This window comes from Microbacterium sp. SZ1 (genome assembly GCF_002362255.1).
Classification (GTDB): domain Bacteria; phylum Actinomycetota; class Actinomycetes; order Actinomycetales; family Microbacteriaceae; genus Microbacterium.
In genome coordinates this window covers 263,212-281,566 of the sequence record NZ_LPVV01000040.1, presented here as the reverse complement: position 1 = coordinate 281,566, position 18,355 = coordinate 263,212, and the positions used below count along the sequence as shown (strand labels likewise).

General features: G+C 68.1%; 19 protein-coding genes. 6 read left to right on the top strand and 13 right to left on the bottom strand.

The features are described from left to right. Nucleotides 1-82: 82 nt before the first annotated feature. Genes AUC47_RS15465 through AUC47_RS15455 form a run of 3 tightly spaced genes read right to left on the bottom strand, consistent with a single transcriptional unit; the run spans nucleotide 83 to nucleotide 3,272 of the window. On the bottom strand, nucleotides 83-2,431 hold the full coding sequence (locus AUC47_RS15465) for an ATP-binding cassette domain-containing protein (RefSeq protein ID WP_096716066.1): 2,349 nt from the start codon (nucleotides 2,429-2,431) through the stop codon (nucleotides 83-85). Between the two features lie 27 nt (nucleotides 2,432-2,458). Beyond that, entirely contained in the window at nucleotides 2,459-2,869 is a 411-nt protein-coding gene (locus AUC47_RS15460) for a VOC family protein (protein WP_096716065.1), read from the bottom strand. A gap of 4 nt (nucleotides 2,870-2,873) precedes the next feature. Further along, nucleotides 2,874-3,272 carry a helix-turn-helix transcriptional regulator gene (locus tag AUC47_RS15455; RefSeq protein WP_256999638.1) on the bottom strand — a complete coding sequence of 133 codons (399 nt, stop codon included), beginning with the start codon at nucleotides 3,270-3,272 and terminating at the stop codon, nucleotides 2,874-2,876. A gap of 180 nt (nucleotides 3,273-3,452) precedes the next feature. Here AUC47_RS15455 and AUC47_RS15450 point away from each other — a divergent pair, with 180 nt between their 5' ends. Then, nucleotides 3,453-4,052 carry an HdeD family acid-resistance protein gene (locus AUC47_RS15450; protein ID WP_096716063.1) on the top strand — a complete coding sequence of 200 codons (600 nt, stop codon included), beginning with the start codon at nucleotides 3,453-3,455 and terminating at the stop codon, nucleotides 4,050-4,052. A gap of 77 nt (nucleotides 4,053-4,129) precedes the next feature. On the opposite strand, the gene AUC47_RS15445 is transcribed toward AUC47_RS15450, so the two are convergent. Next, nucleotides 4,130-4,894, bottom strand: a complete 765-nt coding sequence (locus AUC47_RS15445; RefSeq protein ID WP_096716062.1) for an SDR family oxidoreductase — start codon at nucleotides 4,892-4,894, stop codon at nucleotides 4,130-4,132. A 121-nt stretch (nucleotides 4,895-5,015) separates the two neighbouring features. On the opposite strand from AUC47_RS15445, the gene AUC47_RS15440 reads away from it, so the two are divergent. The 4 genes from AUC47_RS15440 to AUC47_RS15425 all read left to right on the top strand — a co-directional run bounded on the left by AUC47_RS15440 (nucleotide 5,016) and on the right by AUC47_RS15425 (nucleotide 7,702). Beyond that, entirely contained in the window at nucleotides 5,016-5,489 is a 474-nt protein-coding gene (locus AUC47_RS15440) for an NfeD family protein (protein WP_096716061.1), read from the top strand. Nucleotides 5,490-5,498: 9 nt separating this feature from the next. Next, nucleotides 5,499-6,425 carry an SPFH domain-containing protein gene (locus AUC47_RS15435; protein WP_096716060.1) on the top strand — a complete coding sequence of 309 codons (927 nt, stop codon included), beginning with the start codon at nucleotides 5,499-5,501 and terminating at the stop codon, nucleotides 6,423-6,425. Then, nucleotides 6,422-7,195 (top strand): glycerophosphodiester phosphodiesterase family protein, encoded by a 774-nt coding sequence (locus tag AUC47_RS15430; RefSeq protein WP_096716059.1) that lies wholly within the window; start codon nucleotides 6,422-6,424, stop codon nucleotides 7,193-7,195. Before AUC47_RS15435 ends, AUC47_RS15430 begins: the two co-directional genes overlap by 4 nt. A gap of 123 nt (nucleotides 7,196-7,318) precedes the next feature. Then, nucleotides 7,319-7,702, top strand: a complete 384-nt coding sequence (locus tag AUC47_RS15425; RefSeq protein ID WP_096716058.1) for an RNA polymerase-binding protein RbpA — start codon at nucleotides 7,319-7,321, stop codon at nucleotides 7,700-7,702. Here the strand turns inward: AUC47_RS15425 and lnt are convergent. From lnt to AUC47_RS15380, 9 genes are read right to left on the bottom strand one after another with little or no spacing between them, the layout of a single operon-like run. Continuing rightward, the gene (gene lnt / locus AUC47_RS15420) at nucleotides 7,699-9,231 is read right to left on the bottom strand and encodes an apolipoprotein N-acyltransferase (protein WP_096716057.1); all 1,533 of its coding nucleotides are present in this window, start codon (nucleotides 9,229-9,231) and stop codon (nucleotides 7,699-7,701) included. The genes AUC47_RS15425 and lnt overlap by 4 nt on opposite strands. An 11-nt stretch (nucleotides 9,232-9,242) precedes the next feature. Further along, entirely contained in the window at nucleotides 9,243-11,717 is a 2,475-nt protein-coding gene (locus AUC47_RS15415; protein WP_096716056.1) for a DEAD/DEAH box helicase, read from the bottom strand. Continuing rightward, nucleotides 11,714-12,472 (bottom strand): twin-arginine translocase subunit TatC, encoded by a 759-nt coding sequence (tatC, locus tag AUC47_RS15410; protein ID WP_096716055.1) that lies wholly within the window; start codon nucleotides 12,470-12,472, stop codon nucleotides 11,714-11,716. Before tatC ends, AUC47_RS15415 begins: the two co-directional genes overlap by 4 nt. A gap of 54 nt (nucleotides 12,473-12,526) precedes the next feature. After that, nucleotides 12,527-12,790 (bottom strand): Sec-independent protein translocase subunit TatA, encoded by a 264-nt coding sequence (gene tatA, locus AUC47_RS16605; protein ID WP_143740755.1) that lies wholly within the window; start codon nucleotides 12,788-12,790, stop codon nucleotides 12,527-12,529. A 26-nt stretch (nucleotides 12,791-12,816) separates the two neighbouring features. After that, a complete protein-coding gene (locus tag AUC47_RS15400; RefSeq protein WP_096716054.1) occupies nucleotides 12,817-13,806 on the bottom strand; it encodes a helix-turn-helix transcriptional regulator in 990 nt (329 codons plus the stop codon). Beyond that, nucleotides 13,803-14,795 (bottom strand): helix-turn-helix transcriptional regulator, encoded by a 993-nt coding sequence (locus tag AUC47_RS15395; protein WP_096716053.1) that lies wholly within the window; start codon nucleotides 14,793-14,795, stop codon nucleotides 13,803-13,805. Before AUC47_RS15395 ends, AUC47_RS15400 begins: the two co-directional genes overlap by 4 nt. Next, complete coding sequence (locus tag AUC47_RS15390) at nucleotides 14,795-15,709, bottom strand: hypothetical protein (protein ID WP_096716052.1); 915 nt, start codon at nucleotides 15,707-15,709, stop codon at nucleotides 14,795-14,797. The genes AUC47_RS15395 and AUC47_RS15390 overlap by 1 nt, the downstream gene beginning before the upstream one ends. A 10-nt stretch (nucleotides 15,710-15,719) precedes the next feature. After that, nucleotides 15,720-16,739, bottom strand: coding sequence for a tRNA (adenine-N1)-methyltransferase (locus tag AUC47_RS15385; RefSeq protein WP_096716051.1), 1,020 nt, complete (start codon nucleotides 16,737-16,739; stop codon nucleotides 15,720-15,722). After that, nucleotides 16,736-17,416 carry an HAD family hydrolase gene (locus tag AUC47_RS15380; protein WP_256999625.1) on the bottom strand — a complete coding sequence of 227 codons (681 nt, stop codon included), beginning with the start codon at nucleotides 17,414-17,416 and terminating at the stop codon, nucleotides 16,736-16,738. The genes AUC47_RS15385 and AUC47_RS15380 overlap by 4 nt, the downstream gene beginning before the upstream one ends. A 90-nt stretch (nucleotides 17,417-17,506) precedes the next feature. Between AUC47_RS15380 and AUC47_RS15375 the strand changes: the two genes are divergently transcribed. Then, nucleotides 17,507-18,355 (top strand): PAC2 family protein, encoded by an 849-nt coding sequence (locus AUC47_RS15375; RefSeq protein WP_096716049.1) that lies wholly within the window; start codon nucleotides 17,507-17,509, stop codon nucleotides 18,353-18,355.

The following is an 18,355-nucleotide window of genomic DNA, read 5'->3' as shown; positions in this document are numbered from 1 at the left end:
GCGCTCGCCGGTTCGAGTTCAGGACAGAGAGATCGTGAAGTCGTGCACGCGCACGAGGGACATGGGTTCTCCTCCTCCGGATTCAGGCGCCCACGTACTCGGCAAGATGCTCGCCCGTAAGCGTCGCCCGTGACGCGACCAGGTCGGCGGGCGTGCCCTCGAACACCACGCGTCCGCCGTCGTGCCCTGCGCCTGGGCCGATGTCGACGATCCAGTCGGCGTGGGCCATGACGGCTTGATGGTGCTCGATGACGATCACGGTCTTGCCCGATTCGACGAGCCGGTCGAGCAGTCCGAGGATGTTCTGGACATCCGCCAGATGCAGCCCGGTCGTCGGCTCGTCCAGCACGTAGACGTCGCCCTTCTCCCCCATCTGGATCGCCAGCTTGATGCGCTGACGCTCGCCACCCGACAGAGTCGACAGAGGCTGTCCGAGGGCGAGGTAGCCGAGCCCCACGTCCTCCAACCTCCCGAGGATCGCCGCCGCGGCCGGCAGCTTGGCCTCGCCGTCTGAGAAGAACGCCCTGGCCTCGGAGACGGGCAGATCGAGCACCTCGGTGATGTCCTTGCCCCCGAGCTTGTACTCCAGCACGGCGGCCTGGAAGCGCTTGCCCCCGCAGTCCTCGCACAGCGTCTCGATGGTGTCCATGAATCCGAGCTCGGTGATGATCACGCCCGCGCCCTTGCAGGTGGGGCACGCCCCCTCGGAGTTCGCGCTGAACAGTGCGGGCTTCACACCGTTCGCCTTGGCGAACGCCTTGCGGATGGGTTCGAGGAGCCCGGTGTACGTCGCCGGGTTGCTGCGCCGCGACCCCTTGATCGCCGACTGGTCGATCGACACGACGCCGTCGCGCTTCGAGACCGAGCCGTGGATGAGGGAGCTCTTACCCGATCCTGCGACCCCGGTGACGACCGTGAGCACCCCCGTCGGAATGTCGACGTCGACGTCCCGCAGGTTGTTCGCGTTCGCGCCCCGGATCTCGATGACGCCCGACCTGCTCCTGACGGCATCCTTCACCTGAGCGCGGTCGTCGAGGTGCGAGCCGGTGAGGGTGGCGCTGGACCGCAGACCCGCGACGGTGCCCTCGAAGCAGATCTGTCCTCCTGCGCTTCCCGCACCGGGGCCAAGGTCCACCACATGGTCGCCGATCGCGATGGTCTCAGGCTTGTGCTCCACGACGAGGACGGTGTTGCCCTTGTCTCTCAACCGCAGCAGCAGGCTGTTCATCCGCTGGATGTCATGCGGGTGCAGGCCGATCGTCGGCTCGTCGAACACGTAGGTGACGTCGGTGAGCGAGGAGCCGAGATGCCGCAGCATCTTGATGCGCTGCGCCTCTCCGCCGGAAAGGGTGCCGGAGGGGCGCTCCAAGCTGAGATAGCCGAGTCCGAGCGTGACGAACGCGTCGAGGTTCGCCCGCAGTGCGTCGAGCAGCGGGCCGGCACCGGGCAGATCGAGCCCGCGCACCCACTCCGCGAGGTCGGTGACCTGCATGCGGCAGGCATCGGCGATGCTGATGCCGTCGATCTTCGACGACCGCGCTCCCTCGGTGAGGCGGGTGCCGTCGCACTCCGGGCAGGTTGCGAACGTCGCCACCCGCTCGACGAAGGCGCGGACGTGCGGCTGCAGAGCCTCCAGGTCCTTCGACAGCATCGACTTCGTGATCTTCGGGATCAGTCCCTCGTAGGTCATGTTGATCCCGGAGATCTTGACCTTCGTCACCTCTCCGTAGAGGAACAGGTGCCGCTGCTTCTCCGTGAACTCCGCGATCGGCCTGTCGCCCGGGTAGAAGCCCGATTGGGAGAAGCCCTTCACCATCCATCCGTCGGCCGTGTACCCGGGGACCATGATGGCGCCCTCGTCGAGCGACTTCGACTCGTCGACGATCTGCGAGAGGTCGAGGTCGGAGACCGCTCCCCTGCCCTCGCATCGCGGACACATGCCGCCGAGATAGATCGCATCCTTGACGATCTTCTTCTCGCCGCCCGGCCCCGTCATCACCCCGCTCGCCCTCTGCGTCGGGATGTTGAACGAGAACGCGGTGGGTCCGCCGATGTACGGCTGCCCCAGCTTGCTGAAGAGGATGCGCAGCATGGCGTTGGCATCCGTCACCGTGCCGACAGTGGAGCGCGGATTGGCCCCCAGTCGCTCCTGGTCGACGATGATCGCCGTGGTCAGCCCCTCGAGCACGTCGACGTCGGGCCGAGGCACAGAGGGCATGAACCCCTGCACGAAGGCGCTGTAGGTCTCGTCGATCATGCGCCGCGACTCGGCGGCGATGGTGTCGAAGACGAGGGAGCTCTTCCCCGAGCCCGAGACACCGGTGAACACGGTCAGGCGTCGTTTCGGGATGTCGACGCTGACCTCCTTCAGGTTGTTCTCGCGTGCGCCCTGCACGCGGATGAGGTCGTGGGCGTCAGCGGCGTGGGTCATGGGGGTTCCTCGAACGGTCGGGCGGGCTCAGCCGGCCTGGTTGATACGGAGCAGGTTGCCCGCCGGGTCGCGGAAGGCGCAGTCGCGGACGCCGTACGGCTGATCCATCGGCTCCTGGACGACATCGGCGCCCTTCTCGACGAGCCGTTCGAACAGACCGTCGAGGTCGTCGCTCGCGAGCGTGAGCGCGCCGTAACTGCCTTTCGCGATCAGCTCGTTGATGGTGCGGCGTTCGTCGTCGGTGAGACCGGGATCGGTCGCGGGCGGGTGCAGCACGATCGACGTTCCCGGCTGCCCTTCGGGCCCGACGGTGAGCCAGCGGAGGCCGTCGTACCCGACGTCGCCTCGCACCTCGAATCCGAGGGCGTCTCGATAGAAGCCGAGGGCCGCCTCGGCATCCGTGTGCGGGAGGAATGCGTAGTGGATGCTGATGTTCATGGGTTCAGGTTAGGTTCGCGTCGGTGCGGGGTGCTTCTTGATTCCTGATCGGTCGGATGACCTGCTTGACCTGAAAGGTCGGGATGCCGTCGACGTTGGCGGCGCGTTCACGGTACACCCGGGGTGAGACACCCACCAGCTCGGTGAAGCGCGTGCTGAAGGTGCCGAGCGACGAGCACCCGACCTCGAGGCACACCTCGGTCACCGTGAGGTCGCCGCGTCGCAGCAGCGCCATGGCGCGTTCGATGCGCCGCGTCATGAGGTACGAGTACGGTGACTCACCGTACGCATCACGGAACCTGCGACTGAGGTGACCGGCCGACATGTGCACGCCCCGCGCGAGGGCCTCGACATCGAGCGGCTTCGCGTACTCCCTGTCGATGCGGTCACGAACCCTCCGCATGACGACGAGCTCGCGGAGTCTGGCGTCCTCATCGGGAGTCACCTCTCGATAGTGCCATGCCGCCGTGTGCCTCCGCGTGAACTCCCGCGTCGCCGGCCACGACTCCTCCCCCATTTGCGAGCAGGCAGCGATATTCTGTGACCATCCCTCACAGGATTTTCTCAGAAAGGGTCCCCAACCATGTCTGAAACACTCGCGAACGACGCGAAATCGCTGTTCAAGTCCCTTCGCATCACCCTGGCCGTGTCTGGCGCGCTGGCGCTCATCGCCGGCGTCGTGCTGCTCGTGTGGCCGGTCAAATCGGCGGTGATCGTGACGGGCATCTTCGCCTCGTACCTGATCGTCGCCGGGCTCGTCTACATCGGCCTCGGAATCTTCTCGCACCGCAAGGGAGGGTGGGCGCGTGTCGGCCACATCGTCCTCGGGCTGCTGTACATCGCCGCGGGCGTCATCGCGTTCGCCAATCTCGGCGTCGCCGCGGCGACCCTGGCCCTCGTCGTCGTCATCTTCATCGGCATCAGCTGGATCGTCGACGGCGTCGTCTCGCTGTCGCTGCTCGGCCAGGATGGATCCCGGGTGTGGACGCTGCTCTATGCTCTGCTGAGCATCATCGCCGGCATTGTCGTGCTGTTCTCGCCGCTGTACGCGGCGGCGGTGCTCTGGCTCGTCTTCGGCATCTCGCTCGTCGCCCTGGGCATCGTGCAGATCGTCCGCGCCATCACGATCGGCAAGGATGCGAAGGATGCTGCCGACGCCTTCCGGTCGGAGACGGTGAGCTGACGACCGCCCTCCGGCCGCCACGCAGAGGAGAGAGGGGCGCGTCCGCACGGACGGGGCCCTCTCTCACATCAGGAGCGTCACTCGGCGGCGAAGCCGCTCACGTCGCCCACCAGGCGGGTGTTGTCAGCGGGCACGGGGTCGACGGCCGCGCGTGCGACCTCGGCGGCGAACTCCGACACGTTGTACAGCTTGCCGGCCGACTCACGCCGCTCGGCGATCGCGCCCGGGTTCGCACGCTCCAGGAGCGTCGCGGTGATGGTGCCCTCGATCATGTCGCCGGACACCACCGTGAACCCGATGCCCTTCTCGGCGAGCCCAGGGATGCGCTCGCGCAGAGCATCCTCTCCCGCGCGCTTCGAGAGCGCCACCGGCTCGTACTCGGGCATGGTGGGCGTCGTGCGGATGAAGTGCGCCTGGTGGCTCGTGACGAACACGACCCGGGCGCCGTCGTCGAGCAGCGGCGTCGCTGCGTCGAGCACGTTGAGCTGAGCGTCCCGGTTGAGGGTGAGGGCGTAGTCCTCCGCCATGCCGGACTCCATACCGCCCGACGCGTTCAGCACCAGCACGTCGAGGCGCCCGAACTCCGCCTCGACGGCTTCGAACATCTCCCCCACCGACGTGGGGTCGGTCAGGTCGGCGCCCACGGTCAGGACGCGACGTCCGAGCTCCCGCAGCTGCGTGGCGAGCTTCTCGGCGCGCGGAGCCTTGTTGCGATAGTTGATGACGACGTCGGCTCCGGCCTCGGCGAGGTACCGCACCGTGTCGGCCCCGATGCCTCGGGACGAACCGGTGACAAGCGCGACCTTGCCGTCGAGAGAACCTGCGGGAAGAACGTCGGTCACGGTGACTCCTCAAGTGCGTGGAACGCCGTGATCGCACGGCCGTTCCAGACTAGCAAGGCGCCCTTCGGGACCCTTGGAGCGAACACCTCGCGTGATAGGTTGACCGCAACAGGGAGGCCGCATGGACAACTTCGCGACATTCGTCCAGTTCGTCGATCAGTGGGCATGGGTCGGGTGGCTGGTCCTCATCGCCCTCTTCCTCGTGATCGAGATGCTCACCCTCGACTTCACCTTCCTGATGCTGAGCTTCGGCAGTGCTATCGGGCTCGTCACGGACTTCCTCGGCGTCCCCGTGTGGGTTCAGGTGCTCGTCGCCGCAGGCGCGGCTGCGCTCTTCATCCTGTTCCTGCGCCCACCGTTGATCCGGCGACTCCATCGCGGCGAAGACCCGACCAAGTCGAACGTCGAGGCGCTCGTCGGACTCCGCGGCATCGCGCTGCAGGACATCACTCAGATCTCCGGTCAGGCCAAGCTCAGCAACGGCGACACCTGGACCGCCCGAACGGCGACCTCGATGCCGATCCCCCAGGGCTCGCCGATCGCCGTCGCCGCCATCAACGGCGCCACAGCGACCGTCCGACCCGTCAACGACTAGGAGCACCCCGTGAACGACAGCTCGTTCATTCCGGCCGCCATCGGCTGGATCCTCGTCATCGCGATCATCATCTTCGTGGTGGTCACGCTGGCCCGATCCATCCGGATCATCCCCCAGGCGACGGCCGGTGTCGTCGAACGACTGGGGCGCTATCACAAGACGCTCACGCCGGGCCTCAACATCCTGGTGCCGTTCATCGATCGTCTTCGTCCGCTGATCGACATGCGCGAGCAGGTCGTGTCGTTCCCGCCGCAGCCGGTCATCACCGAGGACAACCTCGTCGTCTCCATTGACACCGTCGTCTACTTCCAGGTGACGGACGCCCGCGCTGCGACGTACGAGATCGCCAACTACCTCGGTGCGGTCGAGCAGCTGACGACGACGACGCTGCGAAACGTCGTGGGTGGGCTCAACCTCGAAGAGGCGCTGACCAGCCGTGACAACATCAACGGTCAGCTGCGCGTCGTGCTCGACGAGGCGACCGGCAAGTGGGGCATCCGCGTGGGACGCGTGGAGCTCAAGGCGATCGATCCGCCCGTCTCCATCCAGGACTCGATGGAGAAGCAGATGCGCGCCGAGCGTGATCGTCGTGCCGCGATCCTCACCGCCGAGGGCTCCAAGCAGTCGCAGATCCTCGAGGCGGAAGGCCGTCGTCAGGCCGAGATCCTCCGGGCGGAGGGCGACAAGCAGGCCGCGGTGCTGCGGGCGCAGGGTGAGGCCGAGGCCATCCAGAACGTCTTCAGCGCCATCCATCAGGGACAGCCGGACGACAAGCTGCTGGCCTACCAGTACCTGCAGATGCTGCCGAAGATCAGCGAGAGCGAGTCGAGCAAGCTCTGGATCATCCCGAGCGAGCTCACCGAGGCACTGAAGGGCATCGGCAGCGCCTTCACGCCGAAGCCCGGTCAGCCGCCGCTCGGCACGCCGGGCGCGTGACGCACCCGTACTTCGACAAGGCCGCGCATCCGCGAGTCCTCGCCCACCGCGGTCTCGTCACGGCGGAGGGCGAGGACTCGGGCGTCTGGGAGAACACGGCGGCGGCGTTCGCCGCCGCCCATGCCGCCGGGGCCGAGTACATCGAGACCGACTGCCAGGTCACTGCCGATGGTGATGTCGTGCTCTTCCACGACTCGTCCCTGCGGCGGCTCGTCGGCGACACCCGCCTCGTCCGCGAGGTGCGCACAAGGGAGCTCGCGAACATGTTCGCCGACCACGGCGGGCTGCTCACGGTCGCAGAAGCACTCGCGGCCTTCCCGTCGACCCGATTCAACATCGACGTCAAGACCGCGGAGGCTGTCGAACCCCTCGGTCGGATTCTCGTGGAGCACACGCATCGCGTGCTCGTGACGAGTTTCGACGACCGGAATCGCCGGGCGACGATCGCGTCCGTGCTGCAGGCCGGGGCGGGACTCCGGCCTGCGACTTCGGGGGGAAGCCGTACCATCGCCGCCCTCCGAGCGCTCTCCGCACTGAGGTTCTCCGCTGTCCGGGCGCTGCGCGACATCGACGCCCTGCAGATCCCGGAACGTCACGGTGCGCTCCGGGTGCTCACCCCCGCTCTGCTCAGGACCGCCCATCGACACGGCGTCGAAGTGCACGTCTGGACCGTGAACGAGCCTGCGGACATGGTCCGGCTCGTCGGACTCGGCGTCGACGGCGTCGTCTCCGATCGTGCGGATCTCGCCCTCGCCGCGCTGCGCCGCTGAGCACCGCCGCCCGACCGCGCGATCGCGCTGGGATTCCGCTGTGAATCGCTCGGGGAAAGCGTTCGCGTGGATGAAGCGCACAGCTCGGAACGTTATACCTGGCAGAGACGAGAGGACCACACAATGGCAGATCGCAGCCTGCGCGGCATCCGACTCGGCGCCCAGAGCCTACAGAGCGAAGAGGGCGTCGTCTTCATGGAGCGCCGCGAGACCACCTACACCTGTGACACGTGCGGACATGTCACGACCCTCATGTTCGCAGCTGATGCAGAAGCTCCGCAGACCTGGGAGTGCCGTGCCTGCGGCGCCGAGGCCCGCCTGAACGTCAACGGTCAGGCCGTCACGCTCGACACGGCCGACGAGAAGGCCGCCCGCACCCACTGGGACATGCTGATGGAGCGCCGCACCCGCGCCGAGCTCGAGGAACTGCTCGAAGAGCGCCTCGCCTTCATCCGCGCCCGTCGCGGAGCCGGCGAAGACCCCACCCGCGAGAAGATCGGCGCCTAGCGCCTCCGGGCGCGCCACCACCCGACGATCAGCGCGCCCAGCCCGCCCCACAGCAGAAGCTGCTGGATCCACGGGCCCAGGACGACACCCGCCGTGAGGCCGGATCGAAGCTCGACGTTCTCGAGCATCGCTCCGGCCTCGTCTGCGTCCAGGCTCGAGACGGTGGTGCCGTCCGCGCGGATGATCTGGCTGGTGCCGACCGTGGAGATGTTCACCACGCTGCGGCCGGTCTCTATGGCGCGCATCCGGGCGAAGGCCAGCTGCTGCAGGTTCTCGTCCGTCCCCCGGAAGTCGGCGTTGTTGGTCTGGAAGACGAGCACGTCGGCGCCGTCGCGCACACCCTGGTCGACGACGTCGTCGTAGATGACGTCGAAGCAGATCGCGAGTCCGACCCGCACGCCGTCGACGTCGATCACGGAGCTGTTCGTGCCCGGGGTGTACTCCCGCTGAATCAGTCCGATGAGGTCGGGCGCGAGGGCGTTGAAGAAGGCGCGATCGGGCACGTACTCGCCGAAGGGCACGGGATGCCGCTTGTCGTGCGTCTGCTCCGCTCCCCCGCCCTCGGTCCACAGCATCGAGGTGTTCCAGTACCGACCGTCGCGCTCCGTCGCGGCGTTCGCCAGGAGCGGTGCCCCGATGCGCGAACTCACGAAGCTCATCCGGCGGGCCAGGGCGTCGGTCTGGAAGGGGTCGTAGTCCAGCGACCCCTCCGGCCAGACCAGGAGGTCGACGTCTTCCCCGAACAGAGGCGCGGTCGCCGTCGCCTGGGCGTCGACGAGCGAAAACGGCTCTCGCTCATCGAAGTAGCCGCTCGGACCGTTGCCCTGCACCGCCGCGATGCGCATCGATCCGGTGCCCGTCGTCGGATACAGCGGCGTGAAGGCGAGGACGACGACGAGAGCCGCCGGCACGACGAGAGTCACGCGCACCATCTCGCGCCGCGCACGGACCATCTCGATGACCACCGCCACGAAGAAGACCATCAAGAAGCTCAGACCGCTGACGCCCAGCCACGACGTCACGGGGGCGAGCGGGCTCTGCGCCTGCGTCATCCCGAGCCGCGCCCACGGAAAGCCGCCATAGGGCCAGGATCCGACGAAGAGCTCCCGCCCGACCCAGAGCGCGGCGACCACCGCCGGGAGCAGCAGAATGCGCGCAGCGGGCCTCGGGAAGGCACGAGGAAGCCATCGATAGGCCAGTGCAATCGGGATGAGTGCGAGCGCGGTCAGGCCGCCCTCGACGACGCTGAGCGCCGCCCACGGCACGGGTCCGAGATAACGCGACGTCCATGACACGAGCAGAGCGAAGAAGACCACTCCGTAGACGGCGCCGACCAGGAGGGCTCCGCCCACCCGGCGACCGACCAGAGCGAGCAGCAGCAGGGCAACGGCAGGAAACGCGAGGATCCAGACGGCGGCCTCCGGGTACGACAGATCCATGAAGACCGCCGCCGCGACCGCGCTGAGGACGGCGGCCCAGAGGGGCACGAGCGGGCGCGGCGCCGAGGATGCCGCCGGGGAGTCCGACATCGATCCCCTGCTCACATCGACGAGTACGCCACGATGCCCCGGCGTACCCCGTCGAGCGCCGCGCGCGCGTTCCGTGCGAGAGTTCCGTCCTCGGCGACGATGGACAGCTGGTCGAGCAGATCGATCGTCTGCTTCGCCCACCGCACGAAGTCACCGGCGGCCATGTCGGCATCGATCAGGACCCGATCGAGACTGCCGCCGCGCGCCCAGGTGTGCATCGCGCCGGCGAGACCCGCGGCGAGCGGCTCGGTCCCGGGCAGGTGGTGCTCCTTCTCGAGGTCGTCCAGCTCGGCCCACAGCGTCGTCGTGCGGTCGTACGCGGCGCGGAACGCTCCCCGCGGGAGCCCGCGCTCGCCCGAGTTCGCCTCATCGCGGCGCGGCTCGTACACGAGACAGCAGGCCATCGCTGCGAGCGACGGGGCGTCGAGGCCCTTCCACAGTCCCTGACGGAGCGACTCGGCGATGAGAAGATCCCGCTCCCCGTAGATGCGCCGCATGGTGCGCCCGGCATCCGTCAATCGGGTCTCGCCGTCTTCGGTGCGGAGGTAGTCGAGCGTCTCGAGGACCTCGCTGACCCTGTCGAACACGCGAGCGACCGTGCCCGTCCGATTCTCGATCTGTCGTCGTGTCCGGTCCGTCTCGCGCTTGAGCTTCCAGTAGCGCTCGGCCCATCGCGCGTGCTTCTCCCGGTCGGGGCAGCGATGGCACCCGTGCCGCTGCATCCGGGTGCGCAGGGATTGGATCTGCTTCATCCGCTTCTCGCGCGCCACTCGCGGCGAGTTCGAGTCCTGCCGGTTCTTCTTCTCGAGATCGCTCAGCTCGCGGCGCATCGCGGCGTACTCCATGAAGTCGCCGTGATCGCAGACCATCGCCGAACGAAATCCCTCGAGTGATTCCTCGGCCTCGCGCACCTTCCGCGCGAGGCCCACAACGGCACGGTCCGCCTGGAACTGCGCGAACGACGACTCGAGGACCTCCCGCGCGCGATCCCTGCCGAAGAGGTCGATGAGGTTCACAGCCATGTTGTACGTCGGACGGAAGCTGGAGTTGAGCGGGTAGGTTCGCCGGGACGCGAGCGCCGCGACGGCCTGCGGATCCATCCCCTCGGTCCACTGGACGACGGCATGACCCTCGACGTCGATGCCGCGCCGACCGGCCCGACCGGTGAGCTGCGTGTACTCCCCCGACGTGATCGCGACTCGCGCCTCGCCGTTGAACTTCTCCATCTTCTCCAGGACGACGGTGCGGGCGGGCATGTTGATGCCGAGCGCCAGCGTCTCCGTCGCGAAGACGGCCTTCACGAGCTTGCGCTGGAAGAGCTCCTCGACGACCTCCTTGAAGGCGGGAAGCAGCCCTGCGTGATGGGCCGCCACTCCCCGCTCCAGATTGTCGAGCCACTCCCAGTACCCCAGGACGCCGAGGTCCTCCTCCTGCAGCGTGCGGGTGCGCTCCTCGACGATCGAGCGGATCTCCGCGCGCTCCTCGGTCGATGTCAGCCGCAGTCCCGACCGACGCACCTGCTGCACCGCCGCGTCGCACCCGACGCGGCTGAAGATGAAGAAGATCGCCGGCAGGAGGTTCGACCGTTCGAGCAGCCGCACGACATCCGGACGGTCCATCCGCTCGATGCGACGCACGTTCGCCGAGCGCACAGGGCGCCGTCCGCCGCGCGGCGGACGCTGGGCCTGCCGACCGGCATGACGGTTGCTCCGGTAGGACTGCGCTTCGCGGTTCTGCTCATAGTGCGAGCCGGTGAAGGAGCGGATGCGCATCAGCTCCTGATTCACCTGCGCTGTCGCGAGTCCCGCCCGGTCGTCGAAGAGCGGAAGCAGATCGTCACGAACGAGCACGTGCTGCTCGAGGGGCACGGGGCGGATCTCGGAGACGATCACCTCGGTGTCACCGCGAACTGTGTCGAGCCAGTCGCCGAACTCCTCGGCGTTCGACACCGTCGCGCTGAGCGACACCAGCCGCACGTGCGACGGCAGATGGATGATGACCTCTTCCCAGACGGCCCCGCGGAAGCGGTCGGCGAGGTAGTGCACCTCGTCCATCACGACGTAGCGGAGATCGCGCAGCGCTGCGGAATCCGCGTAGATCATGTTGCGCAGCACCTCGGTCGTCATCACGACGATCCGCGCGTTGCCGTTGATGTTGGTGTCGCCGGTCAGCAGACCCACGTCGTCGGGCCCGTACACATCGACGAGCTCCCGGAACTTCTGGTTCGACAGCGCCTTCATCGGCGTGGTGTAGAACGCCTTGTCGCGCGTGGTCTGCATCGCGAGGTGGATCGCGAACTCGCCGACGATGGTCTTCCCGGCGCCGGTGGGAGCGGCGACGAGCACGCTGTGACCTCGCTCGAGCGCGTGGCATCCCTCGACCTGAAACGCGTCGAGATCGAACCGCTGACGCGCCGCGAAGGCGGTCGTCTGCGGATGACCTGCGGCCTCGCGCGCGGCGGCGAAGCGTTCGGCGGGCGAGCTCATGCGGTCGCCGGGTCGATGCCGGCTGCCCTCGCCAGCTTGCGCTTGCGCCGGTCGAACAGCATGGAGATGAACGTCGCGGCGAAGTAGAGCACGATCATGGATGCCATCAGGAGAAGCATCGAGAAGACGTCGGCGGGTGGGGTCGTCACCGCGGCGAAGATGGTGCACACCAGCACGGCAACCCGCCATCCCTTGAGGATCTCGCGACCTGAGATGACACCGGCGAGGTTCAACGCGACGAGGAACACGGGCAGGACGAATGCGATCCCGACGACGAGCAGGAATTTGAAGACGAAATCGTAGTAGCCGGAATAGTCGTAGAACTGCGCCATTCCCGTGGGGACGAACGACGCCATGATCTCGATCACGTGCGGCAGGACGAAGAACGCGACGGTGCACCCGCCGAAGAAGAGCGGGATCGCAGCGCCCAGGAACCCCCAGGTGTACTGGGTCTCCTTCTTGGTCAGACCCGGCATCACGAACGCCCAGACCTGCCAGAGCCAGACCGGGGCTGAGATGAGGAGGCCGATGGCGAACGCGATCCGCATCCGCAGGTCGAAACCGCTCGTGACGGTCGTGAAGTTGAGGCCGGTGTACTCGCGGCCGGCCTCCTCCGCGATGGTACGGATCGGGATCGACAGCAGATCGATGATGGGTCCGGTCACGATGAACGCGACGACCATGCCGACCACCAGCGCGGCCGCGGCGATGACGAGGCGCTTGCGCAGCTCGATCAGATGCGCGCCCAGTGACATCCGCCTATCGCGACCGGAAGTCTCCTGATCGGCGGATTCGAGTGCCGACACGACCTAGGCGGATCGAGGCGGCTGACCCGGGTCCGCGTCGCGGATCACCGTGTTCTCCGTCACCGATGCCTTCGGAGCGGGAGCGGCGGTCGCCGCGGGCTCCGTCGCGTCGCCGGCGTCGTCGCTCTTCATCGCCTTCATCTCGCCCTTGAACACTCGGGCCGACTGCCCAAGGCTCTTGGCGAGCGCCGGCAGCTTCGCAGCGCCGAAAAGCAGCAGGATGACGGCGAGGATGATCAGCAGATGTGGCCAACCGAAAGCGCCCATGATTCTCCTTCGTCGTTTTCCCCAGTCTAACCGGCGTCAGCGCCATCCGGGTGGCCATACAGCGCGAGTCCTGCCGCGGCCCACTCGCGGGCGGCCGCGCGGGCGATGCCCGGCTCGATGACCTCCATCACACCGCCGAACCGAGCCGCCAGGCGCTTGATGCCGCGCGGGTCGGCGAGATGCAGTCGCGCCGTGACCACGCCGTCCGCCGCCTCCACGTCGTCGCCGGTGAGGAATCCGCGGAGCAGTGGGGCGATCCTCTCGGGGACGCGCACCCGCACCTCGCCCTCGTCCTCGGCCGCGGCGAACGCCTCGGGGACGTGATCGCCGGCGTGAGTGATCGGGATGTCGGTGAGCCGTGCGTCGCTGACGCGGTCGAGGTGGAACGTCCGCATCGCCTTGCGCATATGGCACCAGCCCTGCAGGTACCACTGGGCGTTGGTGATCAGCACCTGCACGGGATCCACGGTGCGCGTCGTCGGTGCGGCATCGGGTGCCTGGTAGGTGAAGGAGACGGCGACACCGTCGCGGACACCCTGAGAGACGACTCGCCGCACCTCGTCGACAGCGCTGGGGGCGACGACGACCTCTGCGGGCGCATCCGCGGCACCGCGCGAGAGCTTGGAGATCAGGCCGCTCACGAGACCGGAGTCCGACACGGCCGGAACTGCGGCGACCATCTGCAGACCGGCGAGCAGGGCTGCGGCCTCGCGAGCCGTGAACCGCGGCACGCGGCGCAGCGCGACGTCGTTCGTGATCTCGATGACGTCCTCCTCGTCGAGGAGGTCCCAGTTGATGTCGAACATCTCCTGCGGCTGCTGCCAGTAGCCCGAGTCGCCAGGAAGGCCGATGACCGTGAGCTTCTCGACCATCTGGCGCATCTCGTTCGGAGTGACGCCGAACTCCGCCGCCGCCTCCTGCAGCGAGACCTGACCGTGCTCGAGCAGATACGGGACGAGGGTCAGATACACCCGCACGCGGTCGGCGGCGAGCAGCGGCTTCGCCTGCGCGCTCATCGGCCCTCCTCCGCGTCGGTGTTGGCCTCGACCACTGCGGTCAGCCGCGAGATCACGGCGTCGCGCAGGGGTGCCGGCTCTACCACGCGGACCTCGGGTCCGTACGAGGCGAGCTCGTCGGCGAGGATGTGCATGTCGACGAACGGCACCCGGATACCCTGAGTGGCCGGTGTGGCGCGGCGTCCGAGCCGCAGGGACGCCTCCGTCCCCGGCGTCACCTCGAGCAGCGCGGAGTTCTGGGCGGCGACGGCTTCGAGACCGCTGAGGGCCCGCTCCCCCGCCCCGTCACGGAGCGACGGGTCGAACGAGGTCGCCGTCATCTTCACCTTGCCGACGATCCGACTGAGCAGGAACATCCGATCCTCCTCGATCGCGACATCGATCCCGAAGACGTGCCAGCGCGCCTCGTAGTCGACCAGAGCGAGCGGACGGATGCTGCGTCGCCGCGGCGCATCCTCCCCCGGCTTCAGGTAGTCGAACACGACGACCCGGCTCTTCTCGATCGCTTCCTGAAGCACGGGGAACGCCTCGTCGCGGGCGGTGATGCGCGGCGCGAAGCCGATGATCGGCTCGTCGCCGTCGATCCCCAGGGCACGGATCTTGCGCACGCCCGCCTGTGCGTCGCCGGACGCCGACTCCGCGCTCCAGACGCTGCCCGCGAGCCGGAGCACGGCGAGCTCGGCCGGGGTGAACTCGATGTCGCCAGGCAGGTCGTACTCCGCCTGAGGGATGCGGTACCGAGCCTCGCGGAGGTCGTTCGGGTCGGACTGATCTCCCAGCGTCTCGACGGGCACGCCGAGCGTGCGGAGCTCGTCCTTGTCGCGTTCGAACATCTTCTCGAGCGCGTCCGAGCGGGCACCGGCATCCGCGCGCTGGCGGTATCCCGAGACGTTGTCGAGGATCTGCTGCTTGGTGAGCCCGATCTCCGTGGCCATGAGCGCCACGACGAGGTTCGTCAGGCGCTCCTCCGCGGGAATACGGGCCGCCATCACTGCTCCGGAGTCGGGACGATCCCCAGGATGTCGACGACGATCGCCGTCGCCTTGTTGCCGTCGGCCTCGGGCACGACGACCAGCAGCTGAGAGCCGACCGTGGCTCCGACGAGCTCGTTGGCCGCCGGGCCGATGTTCGGCTCGGAGCCCCAGGTGCTCGTCGCGACCTTCTTGTCGTCCCAGCCCACGGCGGTGAGGTTCGTGATGATCGTCTGCCCCTTTTCGACGACCGCGCCGTCGCCCTTGATGAGGGTCTGCGTGACGGACTTCTTCGGGGAGGGGCTGTCGGGGACGATCACTCCCGGCGTGCCGTCCGGGGCGCGCACCACCGTGGGCATCCCCTGGGCGTCGTTGAACTGGGGCGTGCCCTCGGCACGGGCGAGCGACACGTCGAGCACGTCGATGACGGCCACCACGTTCTCGTCGTCATCGAGCCCGAACGCCTCGACGTTCGCCTGGCCGAAGCCCTCGGGCGTCAGGACGGCGACGACGCGGCTGCCGCCGGTCGCGCACTCCAGGACCTTCTCGAGCCCCGCCGACCGCTGCGACCAGTACGAGATGCTGTGGACGCGGCTCAGGTCGTCGTTGTACTCGGTCTCGTAGAGGGGCTTGCCGCTGTCGCCGGCGAAGAACGTCAGATCGAGGACGAACGGCTGGGACGTCGACTCGAGAGTGCGGCCGTCGCCGACGACGGCGTCGGCGAACGACGTCTTCGATCCCTTCACCGGGCCGAACACCTCGACATCGGGCTTCGAGCCCAGTTCGCCATCGACGTTCACGGAATCGAGGATCGCGCTCGAGTCCGCGGCACGATCGCAGGTCTCCCCCGCGAACGACGGGGCGGACGCGCACCCGGTCAGAGCGAGGGCGGCGAGGCTGAGGGTGGCCAGAACGGCGGACGTTTTACGCACGCGCTCCAGTCTATTCCGTCGGGGGCTCCGATTCGCGCGATGCGGCGGCGAGACGCGCGCCCTCCGCGGCTTTGGCCGCTTCCCTCGCGCGCTTGCGCAGGTTCTTGTCGGTGATCTCGCGATCGCCCACGGCGCCGGGCGTCCAGAGCTCGACATCCTCGTCGCCGTAGCTGCTCTTCGACGCGCGGCGCTTGACCGACGGCGCGACGGCCCCGGGAGCGAGACGCCGCGCGGTGAGGAGGAATCCGGTGTGCGCGACCATGCGGTGGTCCGGACGCACGGCGAGCCCTTCGACGTGCCAGCCGCGGACCATCGTCTCGGAGGCGTCAGGATCGGTGAACAGACCGGTGCCGCGGATGTACTCGGCGACGCGCGAGAGCTGGGTGGCGGTGGCGACGTAGCAGAGCACGACGCCGCCCGGAGTCAGCGCGTCCGCCACGACGTCCATGCACTCCCACGGGGCGAGCATGTCGAGGACGACGCGGTCGACCGTGCCTGACTCGAACTCCGTCGGCAGGGCCTCGGCCAGATCGCCGACGACCACGTTCCACGTCGACGGGGTCTCGCCGAAGAAGGTCTCCACATTGCCCCGCGCGACCTCGGCGAAGTCGTCGCGGCGCTCGAACGACACGAGGCGTCCCGCAGGGCCGATCGCCCGCAGCAGCGAGAGCGACAGAGCGCCGGAGCCCACGCCCGCCTCGACGACCACGGCGCCGGGGAAGACATCGGCCTGCATGACGATCTGCGCGGCATCCTTCGGGTACACGATCGCCGCGCCGCGGGGCATCGACATTGCGAAGTCGCGGAGCAGCGGGCGCAGGGCGAGGTATTCGTGTCCGGAGCTGTTCGCGACGACCGAGCCGTCGGGAAGGCCGATGAGATCGCGGTGACGCAGCACGCCGTGGTGCGTGTGCAGCTCGCCGTCCTCACGGAGCGTGACGGTGTGCAGGCGGCCCTTCGGGCCGGTCAGCTGCACCCGGTCTCCCTCGCGGAACGGTCCGCTGGGTCGATGTGCGAGGGGCTGGCTCATCGGGTTGCTCCTGTCATGGCCTTGCGGTCGAAGAGCTCGACGAGGTCGGCGGCGGTGCGGTCCTGAAGGGTCGGCCACAGCTCGTGCGCGCCCACATGGTCGAGTGCGACGATGTGCGGCACGCCGAGGGTCACGGCACCGGAGGCGAGACCTGCGCGGAGACCCGTCGGCGAGTCCTCGATCACGAGGGTGTCGGCGATGTCGACCTCGAGCAGCGACGCGGCGTGCAGATAAGGCTCCGGGTGCGGCTTGGGGTTCGAGACGTCGTCGCCTGCCACCACGATGTCGAACGCGTCGAACTCGATGAGGTCGACCACGCTGAGTGCCATGCGACGCAGCGACATGGTCACGAGACCGGTCGTGATGCCGGCGGACTTCAGATCGAGGAGCAGTTCGCGGGCCCCCGGCCGGAACGGCACGCCCTGCACGCGCAGCGCCTCCTGCACCCCATCGGTGAGAAGGGAGATGATCGCGTCGGCCTCCATGTCGACGCCCGCGTTCTGCAGAATCACCGCGCTGTCGATCAGACCGTTGCCGACGAGCTGCAGAGCCTGCTCGTGGCTCCAGCTTCCGCCGAAGGATTCGACGAGCGCCGTCTCCGCTGCCATCCAGTACGGCTCGGTGTCGACGAGGGTTCCGTCCATGTCCCAGAGGATCGCGCGGGGCTGTCTGCTCACCGGTCCATGTTAGCCGTGGCGCCGCCCTCCCCCTGTTCGGTCGGACTAGCCTGGGTAGACATCGATCCGGAACCACGAGGGGAGACCACGATGGATGTTCTGGGTTCTCGCATCATCATCGCCGCCTTCGATGGCTGGAACGACGCGGGCGAAGCCGCGAGCGGCGCCATCGCCGCACTGCGCGCCGAGAACGAGTACGACCTCGTGCACTCGATCGACCCCGAGCTGTACTTCGACTACCAGTACACGCGGCCGGCCACGAAGATGGATGCCGAGGGGCGCCGCCAGCTGACCTGGCCAGAGGCCGGGCTGTGGCGTCCGCGCGATCCGGGTCCCGGCCCCGAGCTGTGGATCCTCACCGGGGTCGAGCCTGCCCGCACCTGGCAGGCGTTCGCCTCGGAGTTCATGGACGTCGCGCTCCGCGACGACATCACCGGACTCGTCACCCTCGGAGCCATGCTCTCCGACGTGCCGCACACCCGTCCGATCTCGATCTTCGCGTCCAGTCAGAACGAGCAGGTGCGTGAGGCGCACGGCCTCGAGCGGTCGATGTACGAGGGGCCCGTCGGCATCCTCAGCGTCTTCGAGCACTTTGCCGAGACCTCCGGCATCCCGACCGCGAGCCTGTGGGCGAGCGTCCCGCACTATGTGGCGTCGGCGACCCCTTCTCCGAAGGTGACCCTGGCACTGCTCGACCGCCTGGAGGAGCTGACCGGGGTCGATGTGTCCCGTGACCACCTGCGCACCGAGGCCGCCGCGTGGGAGGCGTCGATCGACGCGGCCGCGGCCGACGACGAGGACATGACGGAGTACATCAGGCAGCTCGAGCGCACCCGCGACACGTGGGATTCTCCCGACGCCTCGGGCGATGCCATCGCCCAGGCTTTCGAACGCTACCTGAAGCGCAGGGGCGACGGACCCGCGGACCGCAAGGGCTGA

Bases quoted from the DNA above. Each gene is read 5' to 3' on its own strand.
- AUC47_RS15375 (WP_096716049.1), top strand. From the start codon at position 17,507: ATGGATGTTCTGGGTTCTCGCATCATCATCGCCGCCTTCGATGGCTGG.
- AUC47_RS15440 (WP_096716061.1), top strand. From the start codon at position 5,016: ATGGACAACTTCGCGACATTCGTCCAGTTCGTCGATCAGTGGGCATGG.
- AUC47_RS15425 (WP_096716058.1), top strand. From the start codon at position 7,319: ATGGCAGATCGCAGCCTGCGCGGCATCCGACTCGGCGCCCAGAGCCTA.
- AUC47_RS15460 (WP_096716065.1), bottom strand. From the start codon at position 2,869: ATGAACATCAGCATCCACTACGCATTCCTCCCGCACACGGATGCCGAG.
- AUC47_RS15455 (WP_256999638.1), bottom strand. From the start codon at position 3,272: ATGCGGAGGGTTCGTGACCGCATCGACAGGGAGTACGCGAAGCCGCTC.
- AUC47_RS15395 (WP_096716053.1), bottom strand. From the start codon at position 14,795: ATGGCGGCCCGTATTCCCGCGGAGGAGCGCCTGACGAACCTCGTCGTG.
- tatA (WP_143740755.1), bottom strand. From the start codon at position 12,790: ATGGGCGCTTTCGGTTGGCCACATCTGCTGATCATCCTCGCCGTCATC.
- lnt (WP_096716057.1), bottom strand. From the start codon at position 9,231: ATGTCGGACTCCCCGGCGGCATCCTCGGCGCCGCGCCCGCTCGTGCCC.
- AUC47_RS15415 (WP_096716056.1), bottom strand. From the start codon at position 11,717: ATGAGCTCGCCCGCCGAACGCTTCGCCGCCGCGCGCGAGGCCGCAGGT.
- AUC47_RS15465 (WP_096716066.1), bottom strand. From the start codon at position 2,431: ATGACCCACGCCGCTGACGCCCACGACCTCATCCGCGTGCAGGGCGCA.
- tatC (WP_096716055.1), bottom strand. From the start codon at position 12,472: ATGTCACTGGGCGCGCATCTGATCGAGCTGCGCAAGCGCCTCGTCATC.
- AUC47_RS15450 (WP_096716063.1), top strand. From the start codon at position 3,453: ATGTCTGAAACACTCGCGAACGACGCGAAATCGCTGTTCAAGTCCCTT.
- AUC47_RS15385 (WP_096716051.1), bottom strand. From the start codon at position 16,739: ATGAGCCAGCCCCTCGCACATCGACCCAGCGGACCGTTCCGCGAGGGA.
- AUC47_RS15400 (WP_096716054.1), bottom strand. From the start codon at position 13,806: ATGAGCGCGCAGGCGAAGCCGCTGCTCGCCGCCGACCGCGTGCGGGTG.